The sequence below is a fragment of the Komagataeibacter nataicola genome, assembly GCF_003207795.1.
GTDB classification, from domain to species: domain Bacteria; phylum Pseudomonadota; class Alphaproteobacteria; order Acetobacterales; family Acetobacteraceae; genus Komagataeibacter; species Komagataeibacter nataicola.
The window spans coordinates 1-20,581 of sequence record NZ_NIRT01000029.1; the positions used below are offsets into that span (position 1 = coordinate 1).

Sequence of the window (20,581 nt, forward strand, 5' to 3'; positions counted from 1 at the left end):
CGCGCGGTTGCGGAAATGCACGGCAGACAGGTTCACGGCCACGGTGGGCACATGCACGCCGTCGCGGTCCCATTTCACGATCTGGCGGCAGGCCTCGAGCAGCGACCAGCGGCCAATGGCCTCGATCTGGCCGGTTTCTTCCGCCACGGCGATGAAGCGCGAGGGGAAGATGTTGCCCAGGTGCGGGTGATGCCAGCGTGACAGGGCCTCGACGCCGCTGAGCTCAAGCGTATGGGTGCGCACCTGCGGCTGATAGTGCAGGTTGAGCATGCCCTTGGCCAGCGAATCACGCAGCGCCGAGCCAAGCACCAGCCGGTCCTGCGCCACCTGGTTCTTTTCGAGGTTGGCGAAGCGGAAGATGCCGCGCCCGTCTTCTTTCGCCTGGCGCAGCGCCACATCGGCGGTGCTGAGCAGGGATTCGCTGTCCGGCCCGTTATCGGGGTAGGTGCTGATGCCGATCGAGCATGAAATGGTCAGCGTGTTCTGGCCGATCTGCATGGGCATGGTCATGGTGGCGAGCAGATGCTCGGCAAACGCGGTGGCTTCCTTGTGCGGGCAGTTGGGCACCACGACCACGAACTCATCGCCGCCCGAGCGGCTGAGCACGTAATCCTCCTTGGCGATGGAGCGGATGCGGCTCGCGATCTCGACAAGGAACTGGTCGGCATAGACATGGCCGAGCGCATCGTTGATATCGCGGAAGCGGTCGATATCGAGCATGAAGATGGCGAACTGCCGGTTGCCATCCTGCTTGCTGATCATGCCCTCGATCACCTTGTGCACCGAGGAGCGGTTGAGCAGCCCGGTCAGGCTGTCAAAATTGGCGAGGTGGGAGATATGCTCCTGCGTCGCGTTCTGCTCAAAGGCCAGCGCGCAGAAGGGAATGCACGAATCAACAATGCGCTGCGGCCAGGTGTTGCGGCCCTGATCCTCACGTGAATAGAGGGCGAAAATGCCCTTCACCTGCCCCGAGCGCGTGCTGACGGGCGTGCAGAAGCACTGCTGCAGGCCGAGCGAGATGCCGAGCGAGCGGTAGCTGTCCCACACCATGCGGGTGGCATGCTTGGGGTCGACGCGCAGCTTCTCGAGTTCTGATGACGAGACATACAGGCTCTCGAGCGAGGCACGGTAGCGCTTGGGCAGCGTGGGGCTCGACAGGACGCGCAGCTGCCCGTCTGGCGTAATCAGCATGAGCACGGCCACCGTGCCGGGCACGAAGCTTTCCACCCGGCGGCACAGCAGGTCGGCCACGTCCTGGATCATCATGTCGCTGGCGAGCGCCTGCAGCACGTCGTTCTGCAGGATCAGGATCTTGCGCTGCTGGCTTTCGTTGGTGACATTCTTCATCACGCCCATGAAGAAGATGCGCCCGTCATCGGTCACGACCTTGGACAGCGACAGCTCGCCGCAGATGTATTCCCCGTCCGAGCGGGTGAACTCCACCTCGCGCGAGGTACCGACAATGCGGTTGTGTTCGCTGCCCCGGCTGCGCTCGACAAAGGCGTCATGCCCGCCCCGATGCAGCGTGGGCACCAGCACGTTCACGTTCTTGCCCAGCACGTCGTGCTTGTCGAGGCCCCACAGGTTCGACGCTGCCTCATTGAAAAAGATGACCTCATTCCTGTCATCAATAATCACGGTTGCGTCTATGGCCTGCTCCAGTGCCGAAATCAGGACTTCAGCGCTCAGGTTGGGCTTTGACATTGGGTTACCTCGCAAAAGGGACAAGGGGCAGCCACCGCCAGGGCGGCTGCGGCAGGAGTATAAGGCGGCCTGAAATGCAGGGCGCGGCGCAGCGCTGTCCGGGCGGGAACAGCGCATGGCGGGCGCAGGAATATCATAAGATGATGATCGGCATATTACATATTATTCAAGATAATCATTATACCACATTGATATGAATTAAGGCCGTATTCAATAATTTCCGTAATGGACGGGCCCGTATAGCATTCGCCGCGCGGTTGATCCATCACATCCCGCACGCAAAATTGCCATATTTCATGTATGTCAGGTTTTGGGGCCGCAGTCGTTGCCCGCGCAGCCCGAACAACTGCCACATCCGCCCCTGGGGCGCGGGCGGGCCCTTGTCCGGGCATGGCGTATCAGGGCCTGCGGGGCATGGAGGCCACGCAGCAGCCCTGCCGTGGCCTGCCAGCCTTTGTACCCCAGCGGGGGGAACAGCCGCCCCAGCCAGTAGGCGGCGCACGCCATGACCAGCGCTGCCGCCACCAGCGCCTGCAGCCAGCCCGCGGCGTGCATCAGAGCATCCGCGCGATGTGGTAGGTCAGGAAGGCTGCTGCGTAAGCCAGGCCGAACAGGTAACCCGCCGTCAGCGCCACCACGCGCCATGAGCCGGTCTCGCGCCGGATGACCGCAAGGGTTGCCACGCATTGCGGGGCATAGACATACCATGCCAGCAGCGAAAGTGCGGTGGGCAGGCTCCAGTGCGTGGGCAGCATGCCGCCAAGCTGCAGGGCTGCCTGGTCGGTATCGGTCCCTGACCCGAGCGAATATACCGTGGCCAGCGCGCCTACCGCCACCTCACGCGCGGCGAGGCCGGGAATGAGGGCCACGCAGATCTGCCAGTTGAAGCCCAGCGGCGCGAAGACGGGCAGCATGATGTGCCCGATGCGCCCGGCAAGGCTCCAGTCAATGGCGGGGCCCACGGCGCCCGCGGGTGGCTTGGGAAAGCTGGACAGGCCCCACAGCAGCACTGTCAGCGAGACGATGGTGGTGCCCACGCGCATGAGGAAGATGCGCGCGCGCTCCCACAGCCCCAGTGCCAGGTCGCGCGGGTTGGGCAGGCGGTAGGCGGGCAGTTCCATCAGCAGGGTGGCTTCGCGGCGGTCGGGGTTGCGCCAGCGCATGATGCGCGCCACCACCAGCGCGGATACGATGCCCAGCGCGTAAAGCCCGAACAGCACCAGCCCCTGCAGGTTCATGAAACCCGCGACATTGCGGTGCGGAATGAACGCCCCGATCAGCAGCGTGTAGATCGGCAGCCGGGCCGAGCAGGTCATGAGCGGGGCGACGAGAATGGTCACCAGCCGGTCGCGCGGGTTCTGGATGGTGCGGGTGGCCATGATGCCCGGCACCGCGCAGGCAAAGCTCGAGAGCAGCGGAATGAACGAGCGCCCGCTCAGGCCCGCAACCGACATCAGCCGGTCAAGCAGGAAGGCCGCGCGCGGCAGGTAGCCTGATTCCTCAAGGGCAAGAATCCACAGGAACAGAATCAGGATCTGCGGCAGGAAGGTCACCACGCTGCCCGCGCCCGCGATCACGCCATCCACGATCAGGCTGCGTAGCACGCCATCGGGCATCAGGTGGCCCACCTGCTCGCCCAGCAGGCCCATGCCCGCGTCAATGCCATCCATGAGCGGCTGCGCCCAGGCAAATACCGCCTGGAACATGAGGAACAGCAGCACGAGCAGGATCACCGGCCCCCAGACCGGGTGCAGCACCCAGCGGTCGAGCCGCTCCTCCAGCCGGTCCGACAGCGGGGTGGCGTGGGTTACGCAGTCCGCCAGGATCTGGCGCACCATGGCGTGCAGGTCGGTGCCCGGCGGCAGGGGCGTGGGCACGGGTGGCGGCACGCCATCAAGCTCGGCCAGCAGGTCGCGCGCGCCATTGCGCTTTATGCCCACCGTGGGCACGACGGGCATGCCCAGCTCCGCCCGCAGGCGCGGCAGGTCGATCTCCATGCCGTTGCGCGTTGCCGCGTCGATCATGTTCAGCGCCAGCACCACGGGGCGGCCGAGGCTGCGCATTTCCAGCACGAAGCGCAGGTGCAGGCGCAGGTTGGTGGCATCGGCCACGCACACCAGCAGGTCGGGCGCGGTCTCGCCGCGATAGGTGCCGGCACAGACGTCGCGCGTCACCGCCTCATCAGGGCTGGTGGCGTTGAGGCTGTAGGCGCCGGGCAGGTCGAGCAGGCGCACGTTGCGGCCCGCGGGTGTTGTGAACCAGCCTTCCTTGCGCTCCACGGTGGCGCCGGCATAGTTGGCCACTTTCTGCCGGCTGCCGGTCAGCAGGTTGAACAGGGCGGTCTTGCCACAGTTGGGGTTGCCGACCAGGGCGATGTTGAGCGGGTTCATGCCGCCTCTTTCGCCACGTGCACACGCACGCGCTGTGCTTCCGTGCGGCGCAGGGCAAAGCGGGTGAAGCCAATGCGCACGGCCAGCGGGTCGCCGCCCAGCGGCGCGGTCGCCACGATGCGCACGGCCTCGCCCGGCACGAAGCCCAGCTCACGCAGGCGCGCGGCCACGGGGTCGGGGCTGCCGTTATCATCAACGCTGTCGATCACGGCGTCGGTTCCGCGTGGCAGGTCATTCAGTCGCATAAGGTAAAGACAATCCGGACGGTAAAAGTAAGTAATAATTATTATTAAATACTACCGGGAATATTGTCCATCACGTTTGCCCCGATACCTGCGTTATCTCTGGTACCGATATGTTTGCAGTGCAGGGGTTGGCCGGACGCGGGTGATTGTTCGTCTTTCTGGCGCGCGTAGAATGGCGTCATGACCTCACTCATGTCGTTTGCCCATACAGTACCGCTCCCTGTCGCGCCGGAAAGGTGGGTGGATGTGGGCCATGTCGTGTTGATGGATGGCACGATCGCCACCACCCGCCGCACCATCGCGCGGAACGAGGCTTCTATGCGCATTACGGTATTTGATGGCGTGGCGGAAACGGAAGTCCTGTGCCTTGCCGGGCGTGATCCGTCATGGTGGTGCCTTGACCGCATGGCTGATGGCCGGTGGCTGTTTTATGACCCCGCCCGCCCCGGGCAGGTGCAGCGCGTGACACCCGATGGACAGGAAGACGGCAGCCTGCATGTGGGCGAAGACTTTTGCGCCGTGCAATGCGCGCCTGATCATACCGTGTGGGTGGGATATTACGATCAGGGTATCTTTGCCCCGGAGGACGAGCACGGCAACCCGCCTGTCTCAGCCGGGGGGATCGTGCAGTTTGATGCCGATGGCCGCAAATCATGGGCCTGGAACGACACCCCGCCCTCAGGCATGGGGGTTGATGAGTGCTACGCCATGACCCTTGCGGGCAATGTGCTGTGGAGTTCCTTTTACTCCGGTTTTCCCGTGGCCTGCGTGCGCGATCATAAGCCGCGCGCATGGCGCAATACGATTGATGGCGCGCGCGCCCTTGCGATTGAAGGCGAGATGGTGGTGCTTGCGGGCGGGTATGCGCCCGAGGCGGACCGTATCGCCGTGCTGCGCCTTGGCCATGACAGTGCGGAATGCATCGGGGTGGGCACGTTTGCCCTGCCGCCCTCCACGGAGCCGTTGTGCCTGCAGGGGCGCGACAACATCGTGCATATCATCGCGCAGCAGCGCTGGACGCGGCTTTCGGTCAGGGCTGCGGTTGAGGGTGTGCAGCAAAAAATGGCCGGTCAGGAATAAGAGACAGTTTGAAAAGGCAGATCCAGTAAAACCCTGAAAGTATAAAAGCTTCAGAACGGACTGCCCCGCTTTCAGGCTGCATTTCCAGGCGTGGACAGCACGTGGAAGAACGTGCCCGAAACATGCCCCCGCCTTGCCCCGCCCGTGCCCCGGTCCACGCCATAGCCATCGGTCATGTCGGCAAGGGGCGCATCCGGGCCAGGATCGGTTACCGTGGCATAGTGGAATTCATGCCCGCGCAGCACGGCGCCCGCAGGGCCTATGGCGCAGCCTTCGCGCAATGTGGCGCTGCGGTAGCCGAGGTTCATGCGGCGTTTGGCAAAGGACGTGGCATGGCCGAGCAGGCCGGTCATGCGGTGGGTCTCGCCTGCTTTGTCGGTCAGGCTCTCGCCCAGCACCATGAAGCCTCCGCATTCCCCATGCACGGGTCTGGTGTGGGCGAAACGGGCCAGTGTGGTGCGAAAATTCCTGCACGTGGCAAGGCGGCCCGCATGCAGTTCGGGGTAGCCGCCGGGCAGCCAACAGGCATCGCAGCCTTCCGCCGGGCCTTCATCGGCAAGGGGGGAGAACGGATGAAGTTCCGCTCCGGCCTGCCGCCAGCCTGCGATGATGTGGGCATACAGGAACGAGAATGCTGCATCATCCGCCACCGCAATGCGCTGCCCCGGCGGCGGCAGCGCGCACGGATTGCCGATGGATGCGGGCAGGCGCGGAGGAGCCGCACAGGCCAGTATGGCGTCAAGGTCAAGGTCGCGCTCGGCCTGCGTGGCCAGCCGTTCGGCCAGCGCGTCGAGGCCGCCATGCTCGCGGGCCTGCACCAGTCCCAGATGGCGCTCGGGCAGTTCAAGCTGCGTATCGCGCCCGAATGCGCCGAGCACCGGCAGGCCGATGGCTTCCATGGCCTGTGTTGCCATGGCGGCATGGCGGGGAGAGCCGACGCGGTTGAGGATCACGCCCGCGATTTTCACCGCCGGGTCCAGCGTGGCAAAGCCCAGCGCGGTGGCGGCGGCTGACTGGCCCTGGCCTGAAATGTCGAGCACCAGCAACACGGGCAGGGCGTAGCGGGCCGCAATATCCGCCGGTGCCCCGCGTGCGCCCGCAGGCTCCATCAACCCGTCGAACAGGCCCATCGAGGCCTCGGTCAGCAGCACGTCGCAACCTGCCTGCGCCTGTGCCATCACGCCATCAAGCAGGTGCGGGGGCATGGCCCAGCTATCAAGGTTGAGGCTGGTGCGTCCGGTCAGGGCTTCATGGAAGGCGGGGTCGATATAGTCCGGCCCGGTCTTGGCGCCGCGCACGGCCACGCCCCTGCGGCGCAGGGCGGCCAGCAGGGCCAGTGTGAGCGTGGTCTTGCCACCGCCCGAGCGCGGCGCGGCGATCATCAGCCCTCGTGTCATCATGTCTGTTCCTGCTAAAGCGTGGCGAGCGATGTCACCCTTACCCCTGTTGGACGAGAAGGTCATCCCGATGGAGCGTACCCATACCCCCCTGCGCCGGGGATGGACGACCGGTAGCTGCGCCACCGCCGCCGCAAAGGCCGCGTGGGAAGCTCTGTGCGGGCACGGCTTTCCCGACCCGGTCACCATCACGCTGCCCGGCGGGCAGAGCGTGGCCTTTGCGCTGGCGGCCCATGGTCTTGGGCCGGATGGCGCGTGGGCGGAGGTAGTGAAGGATGCGGGTGATGACCCCGACGTGACCCACGGCGCGCATGTGCGCGTGGATGTGCGCCGTAGCCCGCCGGGTAGCGGCGTGGTGTTTCGCGCAGGCCCCGGCGTGGGCACCGTGACCCTGCCGGGCCTGCCGATACCGCCCGGCGAGCCTGCCATAAACCCCGTGCCCCGCCGCATGATCCGCACGGCCCTGACCGGCCCGGACGGGCACGAGGCGGATGTGGACGTGACCATCTCGATTGCGGGCGGAGAGGCGATGGCGCGGCACACGCTCAATGGCCGGCTGGGCATTGTGGGTGGCCTGTCCATTCTGGGCACGACGGGCATTGTGGTGCCGTTTTCCTGTGCTGCGTGGATCGACAGCATCCACCGTGGCGTGGACGTGGCGCGCGCGCTGGCCCTGCCGCATGTGGCGGGCTGCACGGGCGACGTGTCAGAACGCGCGACCCGCGCGCTGTACGACCTGCCCGAGGAAGCCATGCTGGAAATGGGCGATTTTGCCGGTGGCCTGCTCAAATACCTGCGCCGCCACCCCGTGCCGCGCATGACCATTGGTGGCGGCGTGGCCAAGATGACCAAGCTGGCGCAGGGGTTCCTCGATCTGCATTCCCGCCGGGGGCAGGCGGACATGACCCGCCTGGCCGACCTTGCGCGCGGCATTGGCGCGCCGGATGCGCTGGTGGGGGCGATTGCGCAGACCCATTCCGTAGCATCCGCCTTCGCGCTGGCTGCCGAAGCTGGCTGCCCGCTTGGCCCTGCCGTGGCGCATGGCGCATGGCAGACAGCGTGCGATGTGCTGGCGGGCACGCCATGCGTGCTCGATGTGCTGCTGTTCGACCGCGCGGGCACGCTGGTGGCCCGGCATGGGCCACATCCGGTTACGGACTGAAAACTATAAAAGCTTCACCAGAAACGTTTATCATCCTGGTTCCGTATGGGCCGCGTGCTTCAGGAGCGGAAGCGGCGGTGGTAATCAGCGTTATACAGCGCGCTCTCACGGAAATCATGCGTGCCCAGCGCCCGGCCCACCAGCACCAGCGCCGTGCGCTCGATGGGGTTTTCGGCCAGTTTTGCACAAATGTCGCCCAGCGTGCCGCGTAGCACGAGCTGGTCGGGCCATGTGGCGCGCGCCACGATGGCCACGGGGCAGTCCGCGCCATAGAACGGGGTGAGGTCGGCTACGATCTGGTCGAGCACATGAATGGCCAGATGGATGGCCAGTGTTGCCCCCGTCGCGCCAAAGGCGGCCAGCTTCTCGCGCTCCGGCATGGCCGAGGCCCGGCCGCTCACGCGCGTCAGCACCACGCTCTGGGCTACTTCCGGCACGGTCAGTTCGCGGCCCAGCACGGAGGCGGCTGCGGCAAAGGCGGGCACGCCGGGGGTCATGGTCCATGGAATGTTGTTGCGGTCGAGCCTGCGGATCTGCTCGGCCACGGCGCTGTAGACCGAAAGATCGCCCGAATGCAGCCGCGCCACATCCTGGCCCGCCGCATGGGCGCGGATATATTCCTGCTCGATCAGGTCGAGTGTCAGCGGTGCGGTATCAACCAGCCGTGCATCGGGCGGGCAGTGTTCGAGCATTTCGGTCGGCACGATGGAACCCGCGTACAGGCACACCGGGCATTTTGCCAGCAGGTCGCGCCCGCGTAGGGTCAGCAGGTCGGCGGCACCGGGGCCTGCGCCAATGAAGTGTACGGTCATGCATCCTCTCCCTGTGCCATGGCACATGTTGCACCGCTGCCTGTCAGGCGCGGCACGATCAGCCTTGAGTGCGGCCCTGCCACTGCGAGCGCACAGCCTTCCGCCACCGAGGCCACGCCTATGGCGGCCTGCGCCCGGGCGGAACGGGTCATGCAGCGGGGCTGGGCGGCCAGCAGTTCATCTGGCGTAACGGCCCGCAGGCCCAGCCCCAGATGGCGGGCGGCTGCCTGCACACCGGCCTCGCGGTAGCGGAAGGCGGGCACGGCCACAAGGTCCGCCCGCCTGCCGCAGCGTTGCTGTGCGGCCAGCACGAGGGCAATGAGCGCCTGCGCATCGCACCCGCTGCGCAGGCCCAGACCGGCCACGATCATGCCGGTTTGCTCACGAGGTAGCTGGTCACGGTCATGCCGGGGCGAAAGCCGTGAAAGCGCCCGATCGGCTCCAGCCGCTCCACATGCAGCCGCGTGAGCGTGCCGCCCCAGCGGGCATGGGCGGCAATAACCGCAGCCTCGCTTTCCAGCGTTACGGCATTGGCCACCAGCCGGCCGCCGGGGCGCAGGGCCTGCCATGCGCCCTCCAGCATGCCGGGGTTGCTGATGCCGCCGCCAATGAAGATGGCATCGGGCGCGTCCAGCCCTTCGGCCTGCATGCGGGGCAGGATGGCAGGGGCCTCGCCCGCCATCACGCGCAGGCCGGGCACGCCAAGGTTGAGCGCATTACGGGCAATCCGCGCGCCGCGGTCGGCTGATTTTTCAATGGCGATGGCGCGGTTGGCCGGGTGGCGCAGCATCCATTCAATGCTGATCGAGCCTGAGCCGCCGCCAATATCCCACAGCATCTCGCCCCGTTGTGGCGCCAGCGCCGAGAGGGTGACGGCCCGAATCTCGCGTTTGGTGATCTGCCCGTCATGGGCGAACATGTCATCAGGCAGGCCGCAGGCAAGGGGAATGACCTGCGCATCCCGGTCGGCCACGACTTCGAGCGCCATCAGGTTCAGCCGGGGCGGTAATGGCCTTTCACCCCGCGCGGTCTCGGCCACCGTGGCGGAATGGTGGCTCTGGTTCGGGCCACCCAGCGCGCCCAGCACATGCAGCACCGAGGCCCCGAAACCGCGCACGTTTAGCCAGCGGGCAAAGGCGTGGGGCGTGTGTTCATCCGCCGAGAGCACGACCAGCCTGCCACCGGGCTGAAGGGCGGGGGCCACGGCTTCCATCGGGCGGCCACACAGCGAGAGCACGCTGACCGCCTGCTCCGCCCAGCCCAGCAGGTTGCACGCCAGCGCCACGCATGATGGCGCGGGCAGGCACATCATCTCGGCCAGTGCCACATGGCGGCGCAGCGTCGTGCCAATGCCGAACAGGAACGGATCGCCCGAGGCCAGCACGCACACATACCTGCCGCGCCAGCGCAGCACTTCGGCAACGCCATCGGCCAGCGGGTGCGGCCAGGCCAGCGTGCGGCCTGTTATTATCGGTGCTGCGAGGGCGAGGTGGCGCGCGCCACCCACCACCAGTTCCGCCCCCGCAACCAGCGCGCGGGTGGCGGCGGGCAGGGCCTCGACACCGCCCTCCCCAATGCCGATAACATGCAGCCATGGCGTGCTCATGGTGTGACCTTACAGGCGGCGGGAAGGAAAAGATGCGGGTTCTGGTTCTGGGCGGCACGACGGAGGCCCGCCAGCTTTACGTGGCACTGGAGCAGCGCGCGGACCGCTTTGCGGTGACCGTTTCGCTCGCGGGGGCGACCCGCGCGCCGGTCCTGCCCGCGCTTGATGTGCGCATTGGCGGCTTTGGCGGTATTGACGGCCTGCGCGACTGGCTGCTGGCCCATCATATCGAGGCGGTGATTGACGCCACCCACCCCTTTGCCGTGCAGATGAGCAACCACGCCGTTGCCGCCTGCGCGCAGGCCCATGTGAAGCTGCTGCGCATCGCACGCCCCGGCTGGACGCCTGTTGCGGGTGATTGCTGGACCTGTGTGCCCGACATGCAGGCTGCCGCCTGCGCGCTGGGCGTAACGCCCCGCCGTGTGCTGCTGACCGTGGGGCGCAAGGACCTGCTGCCCTTCCACCACGCAGGCCCGCATGACTGGCTGCTGCGCTGCGTGGATGCGCCTGATCCGGCCCTGCTGCCCGCAGGCACGCGGCTGCTGCTGGCCCGTGGTCCGTTTGATGAGGCGGGTGAGGAAGCGCTTTTGCGCCGGGAACGCATTGATGTGATCGTGACCAAGAATTCCGGCGGCACGGCAACACAGGCCAAGCTTGCGGCGGCCCGCAGGCTGGGCCTTGGCGTGATCATGGTCGAGCGGCCATCCGTGGCCCCGGCGCAGACCGTACCGGATGCCGCCGCCGCCATGGCATGGCTGGAAAGCCTGTCGGGGTTGCATGGAAAGCCTGCTCACAAAAAATCCTGTAAATAAAAAAGAAGTTTTTGGTGAAGCTTTTTCAAAAAGCTTCAGAAGAACACCGCTTTTTTGAAAAAAGGGCGGCACCCAAAAACTTTTATTCCACCTCATCCACCCGCCGCGCGGTGTAGAGCCATTTTTCCCCGTTCGCGCGCGCGATGGTGTGCGTGAGCGGGCAGCCGATCAGCACCAGCGTGCTCATATCCACCTGTTCGGGGTCGGCATGGGCAATATCGGTCAGGATCACGCGCTCATCGGGGCGGCCAATGGCGCGCGCAAAGGCAACCGGCACGGTGCCGGGCAGGATGGTGCGCAGCAGGTCGAACGCCTCGCCCAACTGGTGCGGGCGGGCTTTCGAGCGCGGATTGTACAGCGCCATCACCAGCCCGGCTTCCGCCGCCGCCGCCAGCCTTTTGTGCACGACCGCCTGCGGCTTGAGGTTGTCAGACAGCGAAATGACGCAGAAATCCCCGCCGAGCGGCGCGCCCAGCCGGGCGGCGGCGGCCAGCACGGCCGAGACACCGGGAATGACCGTCACCTCCACCCCACGCCATGCGGCGGGGCCGTGGTCAATCGCCTCGAACACCGCACTCGCCATGCCAAACACGCCCGCATCGCCACCCGACACGACCGCAACCACCCGCCCCGCAAGGGCAAGCTCAATGGCATGCCGGGCGCGTTCAAGCTCCACGCGGTTGTCACTGGCATGGCGTACCACCTCCGGCCCGGCCTGCACGCGGGCTACATAGGGGGCGTAGCCAATCAGATCGGTCGCCTGCGCCAGTGCGGCATCAGCCTGCGGCGTGCGCTGTTCCGGCGCACCGGGGCCGAGGCCCACGACAAAGATGCGGCCAGTCATCGCGCATCCTCCCGGCCCGGCACGAGGATGATGGAGAAATAGGGGGCAGGCCCCGTCATCTCGGTCAGTTTCAGGCAGCGCTGGGCGGGCTGGCTGGCGCGTTCCACATAGATCGCGCGCGCCTCGCGCCCCGTGCGGCGCAGGGCGGTGCGCACTTTTTCAAGGTTGCGGCCCAGCTTCATGATGACGGCGGCATCGGCTTTTTCCAGCCATGCCACCAGCGCGTCCTCATCCAGCGTGCCGGGGATGACGCACAGCACGTCATCACCATGCACCATGGGCCGCTGGGCGGCCGACCAGCAGCCGCTCATGGCGGTGATGCCGGGCACGATGGTGCTCTCGAAGCGCTCATGCAGCCGGTCGAACACATACATCGCCGAGCCGAACAGGAACGGGTCGCCTTCGCACAAAAGCGCCACGTCGTGACCAGCCTCGAGATGTGTTGCGACCTGTGCCGCGCATTCATCATAGAACTGGCCCATGCGCACCAGATAGGCCGGGTCGCTGACCGAAATCTCGGTGGTGAAGGGGTAGGCGAAGCGCAGCGTGGTGGCATCGGGGCCAATCATGTCGCCTGCGATCTGGCGGGCGTGGCCGGGGCGGTCATGGCGGCAGAACCAGCCTACGACCGGGCTTTCACGCAGCAGGCGTGCGGCCTTGATGGTCATGAGTTCGGGATCACCCGGCCCCATGCCGAGGATGGACAGGCGGCCCGCACTCATTCCGTGTCACTCGCCAGCGCGTTGACGGTAGCCGCCGCCATGGCGCTGCCACCCAGCCTGCCGCGCACGATGATGAAGGGCAGGTCACCGAATTCGGCCAGCGCCTCCTTCGATTCGGCGGCACCGACAAAGCCCACCGGCATGCCAATCACGGCGGCCGGGCGGGGCGCGCCCGCGCGGATCATCTCCAGCAGGTGAAACAGGGCAGTCGGCGCATTGCCAATGGCCACGACGGCGCCGGCCAGCTCCGCGCCCCACAGATCCATTGCGGCGGCCGAGCGGGTATTGCCGATGCGCCTTGCAATCTCGGGCGTGCGCGGGTCGCGCAGGGTGCAGATGACCGGGTTCTCGGCAGGCAGGCGCGCGCGGGTGACACCGTGGGCGACCATGTTGGCATCGCACAATATGGGCTTGCCCGCCCGCAGGGCCGCCTGTGCGCTGGCCACGAAATCGGGCGACATGCGCACGGCTTTCGCCACATCCACCATGCCGCAGGCGTGGATGATGCGCACCACCACGCGGGCTTCGGCCTCGGTCAGGCCGCCAAGGTCGGCTTCTTCACGGATGATGGCAAAGGAACGGGCATAGATCGCCGCCCCGTCGTGAATGTAGTCGTACGGTTCCGTTTGCGCGGTCATGCCGGTTGGGTTCTCCCGTTCCGTGGCGTGGTCAGGTTGCGGGGCCAGTCCCGCACGATGTGCTGTATCTGTGCCAGTGAAAGCCCGTTGTCTACAGGCGTCTCATCCGCCCGGCCATGCGGGCACAGGCCATAGCCATCCACTTGTGCCACCAGCGTGATGTCAGCCGGTGCGGGATGGGCGCAGCCCTTGGGGCAGCCTGATACGTGCAGCGTGGCGTGGGCGGGCAGGTCCGGGGCCAGGGTCCGGGCATCGGCAAGCACGTCCCGCGCGGCACAGCCACAGCCGCGCGCGCCGATGCATGCGCTGATGCGCAGGCGTGGGTCATCCGCATGCGTGATCAGGCCGGGCAGGGGTGGCTGCGTGGCGCAGTCTTCAAATACGATCGCGCGCAGGGGGGCTACGCGCATGTGGCCGTTGCCCGCCTGCACGCTCCACTGCGCCATGGCGCCGAGCAGGTCGGCATCCATCGGGCCGGGAGGTAGTACGGCACCCATGGCGTGGCCGGGCAGCGCACCTGCGAGGCAGGGGGTATTGCGCACGGCGGAGGGGGCTGCCCGTGTTGCCTCAAGCAGGCCAAGGCGGTCAAAGGCCTGCGTGCCAAGGGCCGGGTCGCGCAGGGGGCGGCTACCGCAGGCCGCCAATGCGTGTGCCAGCGCCAGCACCGTAGGGGTGATGGCAGCAGCCGGGCAGGGCAGGGCGCGCGCGCCGCACGCCACCAGCCAGCCAGCGCCCTGCGCGCGCACCACAATATCAGCCCGTAGCGTGCCTGCGGGCACATATCCCCCGCATTCTACCGCAATGACGAACTTGGCGGGCAGGCCGCGCAGGGTACTGGCTCGGGCAAGGGCGGCATCAAGCGCGTGGATGATGGCGGGGGCATCGGGGGCGGCCTGCGGGTCGATGCCTGCAAGAGGCGAGAGCAGCAGGCTGCGCCGGGCCTCGGTTGCGGCGTCGGTGCTGGCGAGACCCGCTTCGGCCATGTCATGGGCAAAGGCGCGGGCGCTGTCCGGTGTCAGGCCACGCAGTTGCAGGTTGCCCCGGCTGGTCAGTTCAATCAGCCCGTTGCCATGCGTGCGGGCGGCGCGGGCTACAAGGCGGCCCTGTGGAGCGGACAGGCGGCCCAGCGGCGGGCGCACGCGCACCAGCCAGCCATCAGCGGCCTCCATGGGGGTGTGCAGGCCGGGGCACCAGCCGCGCACGGCGGGGGGTGTGGTCATGGCGCGGAGTCCAGCAGCATGCCAGCACTGTTGCTGCGTGGCCGCCACAGGTCGCGGCGCAGGGCATCGGCCATGAGGCGGCGGATCGCGGTATGGGCATCGGGGTTGGCTGCGAGGAGGAAGGCGTCCATTTCCGGATCATCGAGCAGGCGGCTGAAGGCGAGGTCGAACTGCCGGTCGAAGCGCGCGGGCACGGTGGCGGCAAAGCCGTGCAGCGCTTCCACGCCGCGCGCGATCTCGGCCGCCCCCCGGTAGCCGTGGCGGCGCATGCCCGCAAGCCAGGCCGGGTTGGCCAGCCGCCCGCGCACCACGCGGGCGACCTCCTGCGCTGTGCCGCGCAGGCGGGGAGCCTCGGGGCGGCTTGTATCGCCATGCACGAGGCGTGGCGCATTGCCCAGCAGGTGGGCGGCCGCCGCCATGCCGCCTTCATGTGTGGCCATGTCCACGCTTTCGAGGATGTCGGTCTCGGCATGGTCCTGCACATGCAGCAGCACGCCCGCCTGCGCCATGCGCCCGGCCAGAATGTCTGGCGCCTGCTGGCCCTCGCGCCCGCCGCCATAGGTCCAGGCCGAGCCATCAAGCCATGCCTGCCCCAGCCCGTCGCGCGCCTGCCAGTCGCCACTGGCCAGCACATCTTCCACCCCCGTGCCGTAACTGCCGGGGGCGGCGCCAAACATGCGGGCGGTTGCGGTGTGCAGTGCGGCGCCTTCAAGCCCCTTGGTGCTGGTGGCCAGCGGGTTGAGGTCTGGGGCTTCGAACGTGCGGGCGGCAACGGCCTGCACCGCCTGCTCGAACAGGGCGATCTGGCCGGGGAAGGCATCGCGGAACAGCCCAGACAGGCGCAGTGTCACATCCACGCGCGGGCGGTCGAGCACCGCCATGGGCATGACCTCGATGCCGCTGACGCGCCCCGAGGCATTATCCCATACCGGCCTTACGCCCATCAGCAGCAGGGCGAGGGCGAGATCCTCGCCGCCGGTGCGCAGGCTGGCCGAACCCCACAGGTCGATCACCAGCGCGCGCAGCGGTTCGCCCTGATCCTGCAGGTGTTCCTCCAGCACCAGCGCCGCCGTGCGCTCGGCCAGCACCAGTGCCGAGCGGGTGGGGATGGCGCGGGGGTCCATGGCGTACAGGTTGCGCCCCGTGGGCAGTACGTCGGCGCGGCCACGGGTGGGCGCACCCGCAGGCCCCGCGGGCACGAACCGCCCGTCAAGGGCGGCAAGCAGGGCATCACCTTCCGCCGCGCCGCAGGCATGCAGGCGGGCGGGCAGATCGGTGGGCGCGTTTTCGCCGCAGGCACGCGCAATGGCGTCGGCCAGTTCCGCCGTGCGGGTGGGGGGACGGCCAAAGACATGCAGCCCGTCACGGATCTGGAGGTCTTTTACATCGCACAGATAGGCATCGAGTCGGGCGAGGGCTTCATCCTCGTTATCGGCGCGGGCAATGCCGCCTTCATCAAGCAGGCCAAGATCATCCGCGCGTTGCAGGATCTCGCCACGCAGGATGGCGCCCCGCCTGCGGTCAAGCCCGTCGGCGGCGGCATATTCATCAATCAGGCGTTCGAGTTCGCCCGTATCGGCGCCGGTGCTGCTGACCGGCACGATGGGTGGCGTCATGTGGCCGATGGTCACCGCCCCCAGCCTGCGCCGCGCGGCCGCCGCCTCGCCGGGGTTGTTGACGATGAAGGGATAGATGACCGGCAGCCCCCCCACCAGCACCGGGGGCCAGCAGTCAGCCGAAGGGGCTGCCGCCTTGCCCGGCAGCCATTCGAGCGTGCCATGCGTGCCCAGGTGCACCATGGCATCAAGCCCGCAGCCATGGCGCAGCCACAGGTAGAAGGCCACATAGGCATGGCGCGGCGGGGTGTCGGGGTCATGGTAGCCGCCGTGGCGGTCGGTCGTGATGCCCCGGTCGGGTTGCAGCGCCATCAGGATGCGGCCTGCGTGCAGGTGGCGCAGGTGGAACCGGCCATCACGCACGGCGGGATCATCCTCCGGCGCGCCCCAGCAGGCGGCAAGCTGGTCGCGCAGGGCCTGCGGCAGGGCTTCAAGCCACTGGCGGTAGGTTGCCACCGATACGAAGGGCGTGGCGCGCGCGCGGGCCAGCGCATGCACCAGTGCGTCCGCCGTTGGCGTATCACCCGTGTCGTAGCCTGCGCCGTGCAGCAGGGTCAGGATGTGTTCAAGGCTTGCAAAACTGTCCAGCCCCACGGCATGGGCAGCCTGCCCGGTGGGCGCACCCTGCGCGCCGGGATAGTCGGACAGGATGATGCCGACCCGGCGCTGGCCAGGCGGTTCATGCCCCAGCCGCGCCCAGCCCAGTGCGCGGGCGGCGGTCAGGGCAATGCCATCGGCGTAAGGCGCATGGCGGCCAGGCAGGCCGGGGGTGGTCTCCTCCTTGAAGGAAATGGGGAAGGCGGGCATACGGCCATCGAGTTCGGGCAGCACCACCTGCATGGCCAGGTCCGCCTGCGACAGGCCGCGCACGCTGTCGCGCCACAGGCCGTGGGCAATGCCCGGCTGCTGCACCTGCAATACCGGCACGCCCGCCACATCCAGCGGAGAGAGGCCGTCCACCCCTGCGCGGGCAGAAAAGAAGGTGGCGTTTATGATGACATCCGGGGGCGCATCCGCCAGCCGTGCCGCGACAAAAGCCGCTGACTCCGGGTTCTTGAGGGACGTGACATAAACAAGCTCCGCCCCCATGCCGTGCTGTTCCAGTTCAGCGGCCAGCGCCGTGATGGGGGCGATGTCGGCGGCCAGCAGGTGGGCGCGGTAGAACACCACCATGGCGCGGTAGCGCAGGGCAGGGCTGGCCGCATGCAGCACGCCCGCGGGCGGTAACGGCTCGGGGCCTGCGCCGTCATCCGGCCCGCGCCCGGCAATATGGGCCATGAGCCGCAGGGCGGTGGCGGTGTTGACGGCCCCGCCGGTGCGCAGCAGGGTGTCGAGCCGTGTGCGGATGGCGTCGGGCACGGTGGACAGGGCGGCAAGGCGCGGATCATCGCGCCCGTCGCCTGCCAGCAGCACCAGCGGAATGTCTGCCTGCTGGCAGGCACGACCGAGTTCCTCCACTCCGTAGCGCCAGTATTCCAGCCCGCCGAGCAGCCGCGCCACCACGCAGCGCGACTCCATGATGGTGTCGGCTACGTACAGGTCGATCGACATGGGGTGGCGCAGGCGGGACAGCGTTGCGGTGCGCAGGCTGGCATCGGGGGCAGCCCCTGCGGCATGGGCCGCGTTGAGGCACAGCAGGTCACTGTCCGAAAAGGACAGGAACACGATATCAGCCGGGGCATGGCCGAGATCCTCGGCCTGATCGGCCTCGTCAAGCGTGCGGACCTCGCGTGCCAGCAGGTGCATGATGCGCTCCCCCGTCTGCCCGGCGTCTAGCCCTGTGCCAGTGCTGCCGTAATGGCAGCCTGGTCCAGCCCCTTCTGGCCGATGACCACAAGGTTGCCGGTGCGCGGGCCATCCTTGGGCACGGGCTGGTCAAACTGGTGGCGAAAGCGGCTGCCAACGCCCTGCACGGCCAGCCGCATGGCCTTGCCGCGCACGGTGGCGTAGCCCTTCATGCGCAGGATGTCGTGCTGATCGGCCAGTTTCTTCAGCCGCGCGATGAAGCCTTCCACGCTGTCCTGCTCGGGGATGGGCAGCACGAAGCTCTCGAAATCATCATGCTCGTGCTCGCCGCCCTCGGCATCGTGGTGGGAGGGGCGGGCGGCAAGGTCGTCTTCCGCTGCCGCATCGAGGCCGAGCAGCACGGCGGGGTCAACCTGCCCGTCGGTGGCGCGCACCACCTTGACCGCGCGGGGAATCTCGGCGCGGATCGCGGCCTCGACCGCATCGGCCTGCGCGGGTGTCATGAGATCGGTCTTGTTGAGCACCACGAGATCGGCGCACAGGAGCTGGTCCTCGTACACCTCGGCAAGCGGATTGTCGTGGTCGAGCGAGGGGTCGGCGGCCTGCTGGCGGGCGACTTCCTCGGGGTCATCGGCAAAGCGGCCGGCTTCCACGGCGGGGCCATCAACCACGGTCACCACGCCATCGACCGTCATGCGCGTGCGGATGGTGGGCCAGCCAAAGGCCTTGAGCAGCGGCTTGGGCAGGGCGAGGCCGGAGGTCTCGATCACGATATGGTCGGGCGGGGTCGCGCGGTCGAGCAGGGCTTCCATGGTGGGCAGGAAATCATCGGCCACGGTGCAGCACAGGCAGCCATTGGTCAGCTCGACGATATCTTCGTCCGTGCAGCCTTCCACGCCGCAGGCGCGCAGCGTGTCGCCATCAATGCCCAGCGTGCCGAATTCATTGACCACGATGGCAATGCGCTTTCCCTTCGCATTGGCCAGCACGTGGCGCAGGAGCGTGGTCTTGCCCGCGCCCAGAAAGCCGGTGATGACGGTAACGGGTACCTTGGCGCGAGCCGTGGCGGCGGTGTTCATGGCACTCAGACTCCGGAAAAGAGGGATGCGGGAAAACGGCCGCGCACCATGTCCGACAGGCTTGCGGGCCTGCGCGAGGGCATGACGGTGCCTTTGGCCGATGCGGCGTATGCTTCGATATAGGTCAGCAGGTCATCGGCCTTTTCCGGGCCGAGATTGGCCAGCAGCCAACCCCATTTGCCCGGTGTTGCGATAACGGCGGTGCAGCCATCGTTGCACGCGGCAAGGCAGGCGACCTCATGCACCACAATGTCGGGGTTGCCTTCGGCCAGTGCGTGCATGGCATCATGCAGCTGGCGGCCCTGCGGGTTATCCGATGCGGGCAGGCCCCGGCGGCAGGTCACGCACACATGCAGGTGCACGGCAGGGAGGTGTGGCTGGGGAGAGGTCGTCATCTGGTCCGTGCCCTTTCGCGGCGCTGCCGCGCGGGCAGCACAAAAAGCGGGGTGCGCGGTCATGCCCCGCCCGGCGGCAAAGCACCAGGTGGTGGCCAGTCGCGTGCCGGGCACCCCGCCGGCCATGCGATCGAATACGGTCATCTTATCCCGCACGGGCGGGGATGGCAGGTCTCCTGGCTTGTGGCGAAGGGCGTGGCGGGCCACACCCTCATTATCCGGCGGCCTTCCCGGCCCCTACGGGACCAGTGGCGGGACCGGTGCAGGCACCGGGCCGGATTCGACCACCTACAGTTGCGGGGGCAGCGACGGAATTGCCATCAGGCGCACCGTCTTCCCTATTCTCCCTGTGGGGGAACCATCAGGGGCGGATCTAGCCGATTGCGGCCCGCGCTGTCAAAGCCGCATGCCAGCCCGTGCCCTCAGGGCAGGGGTGCGCTGCTGGTGGCCAGCCGCCATGTGGCGTGGCGGGTCAGCACGGTGCGGGTGAGGGGGGCGATATCAAGCCGCGCCATCATGGCGCCATCACCGCCGAGGGCCGCGATGGCAAGGGCGCGGATGACCGTGGCATCGGCCAGCACAAGCATGCGGGCTGGCGTTGCGGGCAATGTAGCCAGCCATATGCCCGCGCGGCGTAGCAGCGAGTCGCGGCTTTCACCTCCCGGCGGGGCAAAACCGCTCTCTCCCACCCAGCGGGCGAGGTCGGCAGGGGGGAGGGTTTTGAGCGAAAGCCCATGCCATGCCCCCATATCGGCAGCATTCAGGGCAGGCACGGCTTCGCACGTAGCGGCTCCGGCATCCGTGCTCAGGGTGGGGGGCGCAAAGAGGCGCTCGGCTGGTGGCAGGCGGGCCATGAAGCCTGCGGGCAGGATGGGGGCGGCATCGCGCGCGGGGATGACGCCCCGGTTCAGCCCATCAGGCGCGGGCAGGGCGATGCAGGTGAGGGTCTGGTTCATGCTGCCCTGCGTGGCCCGAAAGGGTGGGGCGAGCAATGGATGATTGACCTTGCCGGTTGATTTTGAAACCATGGCGCCTGATCCGGTTACACGGCAAGGGCATTGCATGCCGCCCTGTCATGCCATACTGCTCCGGGTCCGAGCATGATCCATGGAG

Annotated in this window: 19 protein-coding genes and 1 riboswitch; of the genes, 3 read left to right on the forward strand and 16 right to left on the reverse strand. The window is 67.6% G+C overall.

What is annotated here, in order from left to right:
- The 4 genes from CDI09_RS13265 to CDI09_RS13280 form a co-directional block, all read right to left on the reverse strand.
- Nucleotides 1–1,704 (reverse strand): diguanylate cyclase domain-containing protein (locus CDI09_RS13265; protein ID WP_110571352.1); only part of this gene is annotated, 1,704 nt, incomplete at its 3' end.
- Nucleotides 1,705–2,007: 303 nt separating this feature from the next.
- A complete protein-coding gene (locus CDI09_RS13270; RefSeq protein WP_078525771.1) occupies nt 2,008–2,259 on the reverse strand; it encodes a DUF6587 family protein in 252 nt (83 codons plus the stop codon).
- The gene (feoB, locus tag CDI09_RS13275) at nt 2,259–4,094 is read right to left on the reverse strand and encodes a ferrous iron transport protein B (RefSeq protein ID WP_110571353.1); all 1,836 of its coding nucleotides are present in this window, start codon (nt 4,092–4,094) and stop codon (nt 2,259–2,261) included. The genes CDI09_RS13270 and feoB overlap by 1 nt, the downstream gene beginning before the upstream one ends.
- The gene (locus tag CDI09_RS13280) at nt 4,091–4,339 is read right to left on the reverse strand and encodes a FeoA family protein (protein WP_078525774.1); all 249 of its coding nucleotides are present in this window, start codon (nt 4,337–4,339) and stop codon (nt 4,091–4,093) included. Before CDI09_RS13280 ends, feoB begins: the two co-directional genes overlap by 4 nt.
- A 180-nt stretch (nt 4,340–4,519) precedes the next feature.
- Between CDI09_RS13280 and CDI09_RS13285 the strand changes: the two genes are divergently transcribed.
- Nucleotides 4,520–5,419, forward strand: a complete 900-nt coding sequence (locus tag CDI09_RS13285) for a hypothetical protein (protein ID WP_146220881.1) — start codon at nt 4,520–4,522, stop codon at nt 5,417–5,419.
- Nucleotides 5,420–5,490: 71 nt separating this feature from the next.
- Here CDI09_RS13285 and CDI09_RS13290 read toward each other — a convergent pair whose 3' ends face one another.
- Nucleotides 5,491–6,816: a cobyrinate a,c-diamide synthase gene (locus tag CDI09_RS13290; RefSeq protein ID WP_236944674.1), complete on the reverse strand. Its 1,326-nt coding sequence runs from the start codon at nt 6,814–6,816 to the stop codon at nt 5,491–5,493.
- Nucleotides 6,817–6,886: 70 nt separating this feature from the next.
- Between CDI09_RS13290 and CDI09_RS13295 the strand changes: the two genes are divergently transcribed.
- Nucleotides 6,887–7,978: a cobalt-precorrin-5B (C(1))-methyltransferase gene (locus tag CDI09_RS13295; protein ID WP_078525780.1), complete on the forward strand. Its 1,092-nt coding sequence runs from the start codon at nt 6,887–6,889 to the stop codon at nt 7,976–7,978.
- Nucleotides 7,979–8,037: 59 nt separating this feature from the next.
- On the opposite strand, the gene cobM is transcribed toward CDI09_RS13295, so the two are convergent.
- From cobM to cbiE, 3 genes are read right to left on the reverse strand one after another with little or no spacing between them, the layout of a single operon-like run.
- The gene (gene cobM, locus CDI09_RS13300; RefSeq protein ID WP_078525782.1) at nt 8,038–8,790 is read right to left on the reverse strand and encodes a precorrin-4 C(11)-methyltransferase; all 753 of its coding nucleotides are present in this window, start codon (nt 8,788–8,790) and stop codon (nt 8,038–8,040) included.
- Nucleotides 8,787–9,161: a cobalamin biosynthesis protein gene (locus CDI09_RS13305; protein WP_078525784.1), complete on the reverse strand. Its 375-nt coding sequence runs from the start codon at nt 9,159–9,161 to the stop codon at nt 8,787–8,789. The genes cobM and CDI09_RS13305 overlap by 4 nt, the downstream gene beginning before the upstream one ends.
- Complete coding sequence (cbiE, locus tag CDI09_RS13310) at nt 9,158–10,396, reverse strand: precorrin-6y C5,15-methyltransferase (decarboxylating) subunit CbiE (RefSeq protein WP_078525786.1); 1,239 nt, start codon at nt 10,394–10,396, stop codon at nt 9,158–9,160. The genes CDI09_RS13305 and cbiE overlap by 4 nt, the downstream gene beginning before the upstream one ends.
- Before the next feature lie 32 nt (nt 10,397–10,428).
- On the opposite strand from cbiE, the gene CDI09_RS13315 reads away from it, so the two are divergent.
- The gene (locus CDI09_RS13315) at nt 10,429–11,208 is read left to right on the forward strand and encodes a cobalt-precorrin-6A reductase (protein WP_078525788.1); all 780 of its coding nucleotides are present in this window, start codon (nt 10,429–10,431) and stop codon (nt 11,206–11,208) included.
- An 82-nt stretch (nt 11,209–11,290) separates the two neighbouring features.
- Here the strand turns inward: CDI09_RS13315 and cobJ are convergent, their stop codons facing one another.
- The 8 genes from cobJ to CDI09_RS13355 form a co-directional block, all read right to left on the reverse strand.
- Nucleotides 11,291–12,052 (reverse strand): precorrin-3B C(17)-methyltransferase, encoded by a 762-nt coding sequence (cobJ, locus tag CDI09_RS13320; protein WP_078525790.1) that lies wholly within the window; start codon nt 12,050–12,052, stop codon nt 11,291–11,293.
- The gene (locus CDI09_RS13325; RefSeq protein WP_078525791.1) at nt 12,049–12,774 is read right to left on the reverse strand and encodes a precorrin-2 C(20)-methyltransferase; all 726 of its coding nucleotides are present in this window, start codon (nt 12,772–12,774) and stop codon (nt 12,049–12,051) included. Before CDI09_RS13325 ends, cobJ begins: the two co-directional genes overlap by 4 nt.
- A complete protein-coding gene (locus CDI09_RS13330; RefSeq protein WP_078525792.1) occupies nt 12,771–13,412 on the reverse strand; it encodes a precorrin-8X methylmutase in 642 nt (213 codons plus the stop codon). Before CDI09_RS13330 ends, CDI09_RS13325 begins: the two co-directional genes overlap by 4 nt.
- A complete protein-coding gene (cobG, locus tag CDI09_RS13335) occupies nt 13,409–14,632 on the reverse strand; it encodes a precorrin-3B synthase (protein ID WP_078525793.1) in 1,224 nt (407 codons plus the stop codon). Before cobG ends, CDI09_RS13330 begins: the two co-directional genes overlap by 4 nt.
- Complete coding sequence (cobN, locus tag CDI09_RS13340) at nt 14,629–17,994, reverse strand: cobaltochelatase subunit CobN (RefSeq protein WP_078525794.1); 3,366 nt, start codon at nt 17,992–17,994, stop codon at nt 14,629–14,631. Before cobN ends, cobG begins: the two co-directional genes overlap by 4 nt.
- A 26-nt stretch (nt 17,995–18,020) precedes the next feature.
- The gene (gene cobW, locus CDI09_RS13345; protein WP_078525795.1) at nt 18,021–19,073 is read right to left on the reverse strand and encodes a cobalamin biosynthesis protein CobW; all 1,053 of its coding nucleotides are present in this window, start codon (nt 19,071–19,073) and stop codon (nt 18,021–18,023) included.
- A gap of 5 nt (nt 19,074–19,078) precedes the next feature.
- Nucleotides 19,079–19,468: a DUF1636 domain-containing protein gene (locus CDI09_RS13350; RefSeq protein WP_078527909.1), complete on the reverse strand. Its 390-nt coding sequence runs from the start codon at nt 19,466–19,468 to the stop codon at nt 19,079–19,081.
- A 163-nt stretch (nt 19,469–19,631) separates the two neighbouring features.
- Nucleotides 19,632–19,831, reverse strand: a riboswitch (cobalamin riboswitch).
- A 59-nt stretch (nt 19,832–19,890) separates the two neighbouring features.
- The gene (locus CDI09_RS13355; protein WP_236944445.1) at nt 19,891–20,496 is read right to left on the reverse strand and encodes a histidine phosphatase family protein; all 606 of its coding nucleotides are present in this window, start codon (nt 20,494–20,496) and stop codon (nt 19,891–19,893) included.
- Nucleotides 20,497–20,581 lie beyond the last annotated feature (85 nt).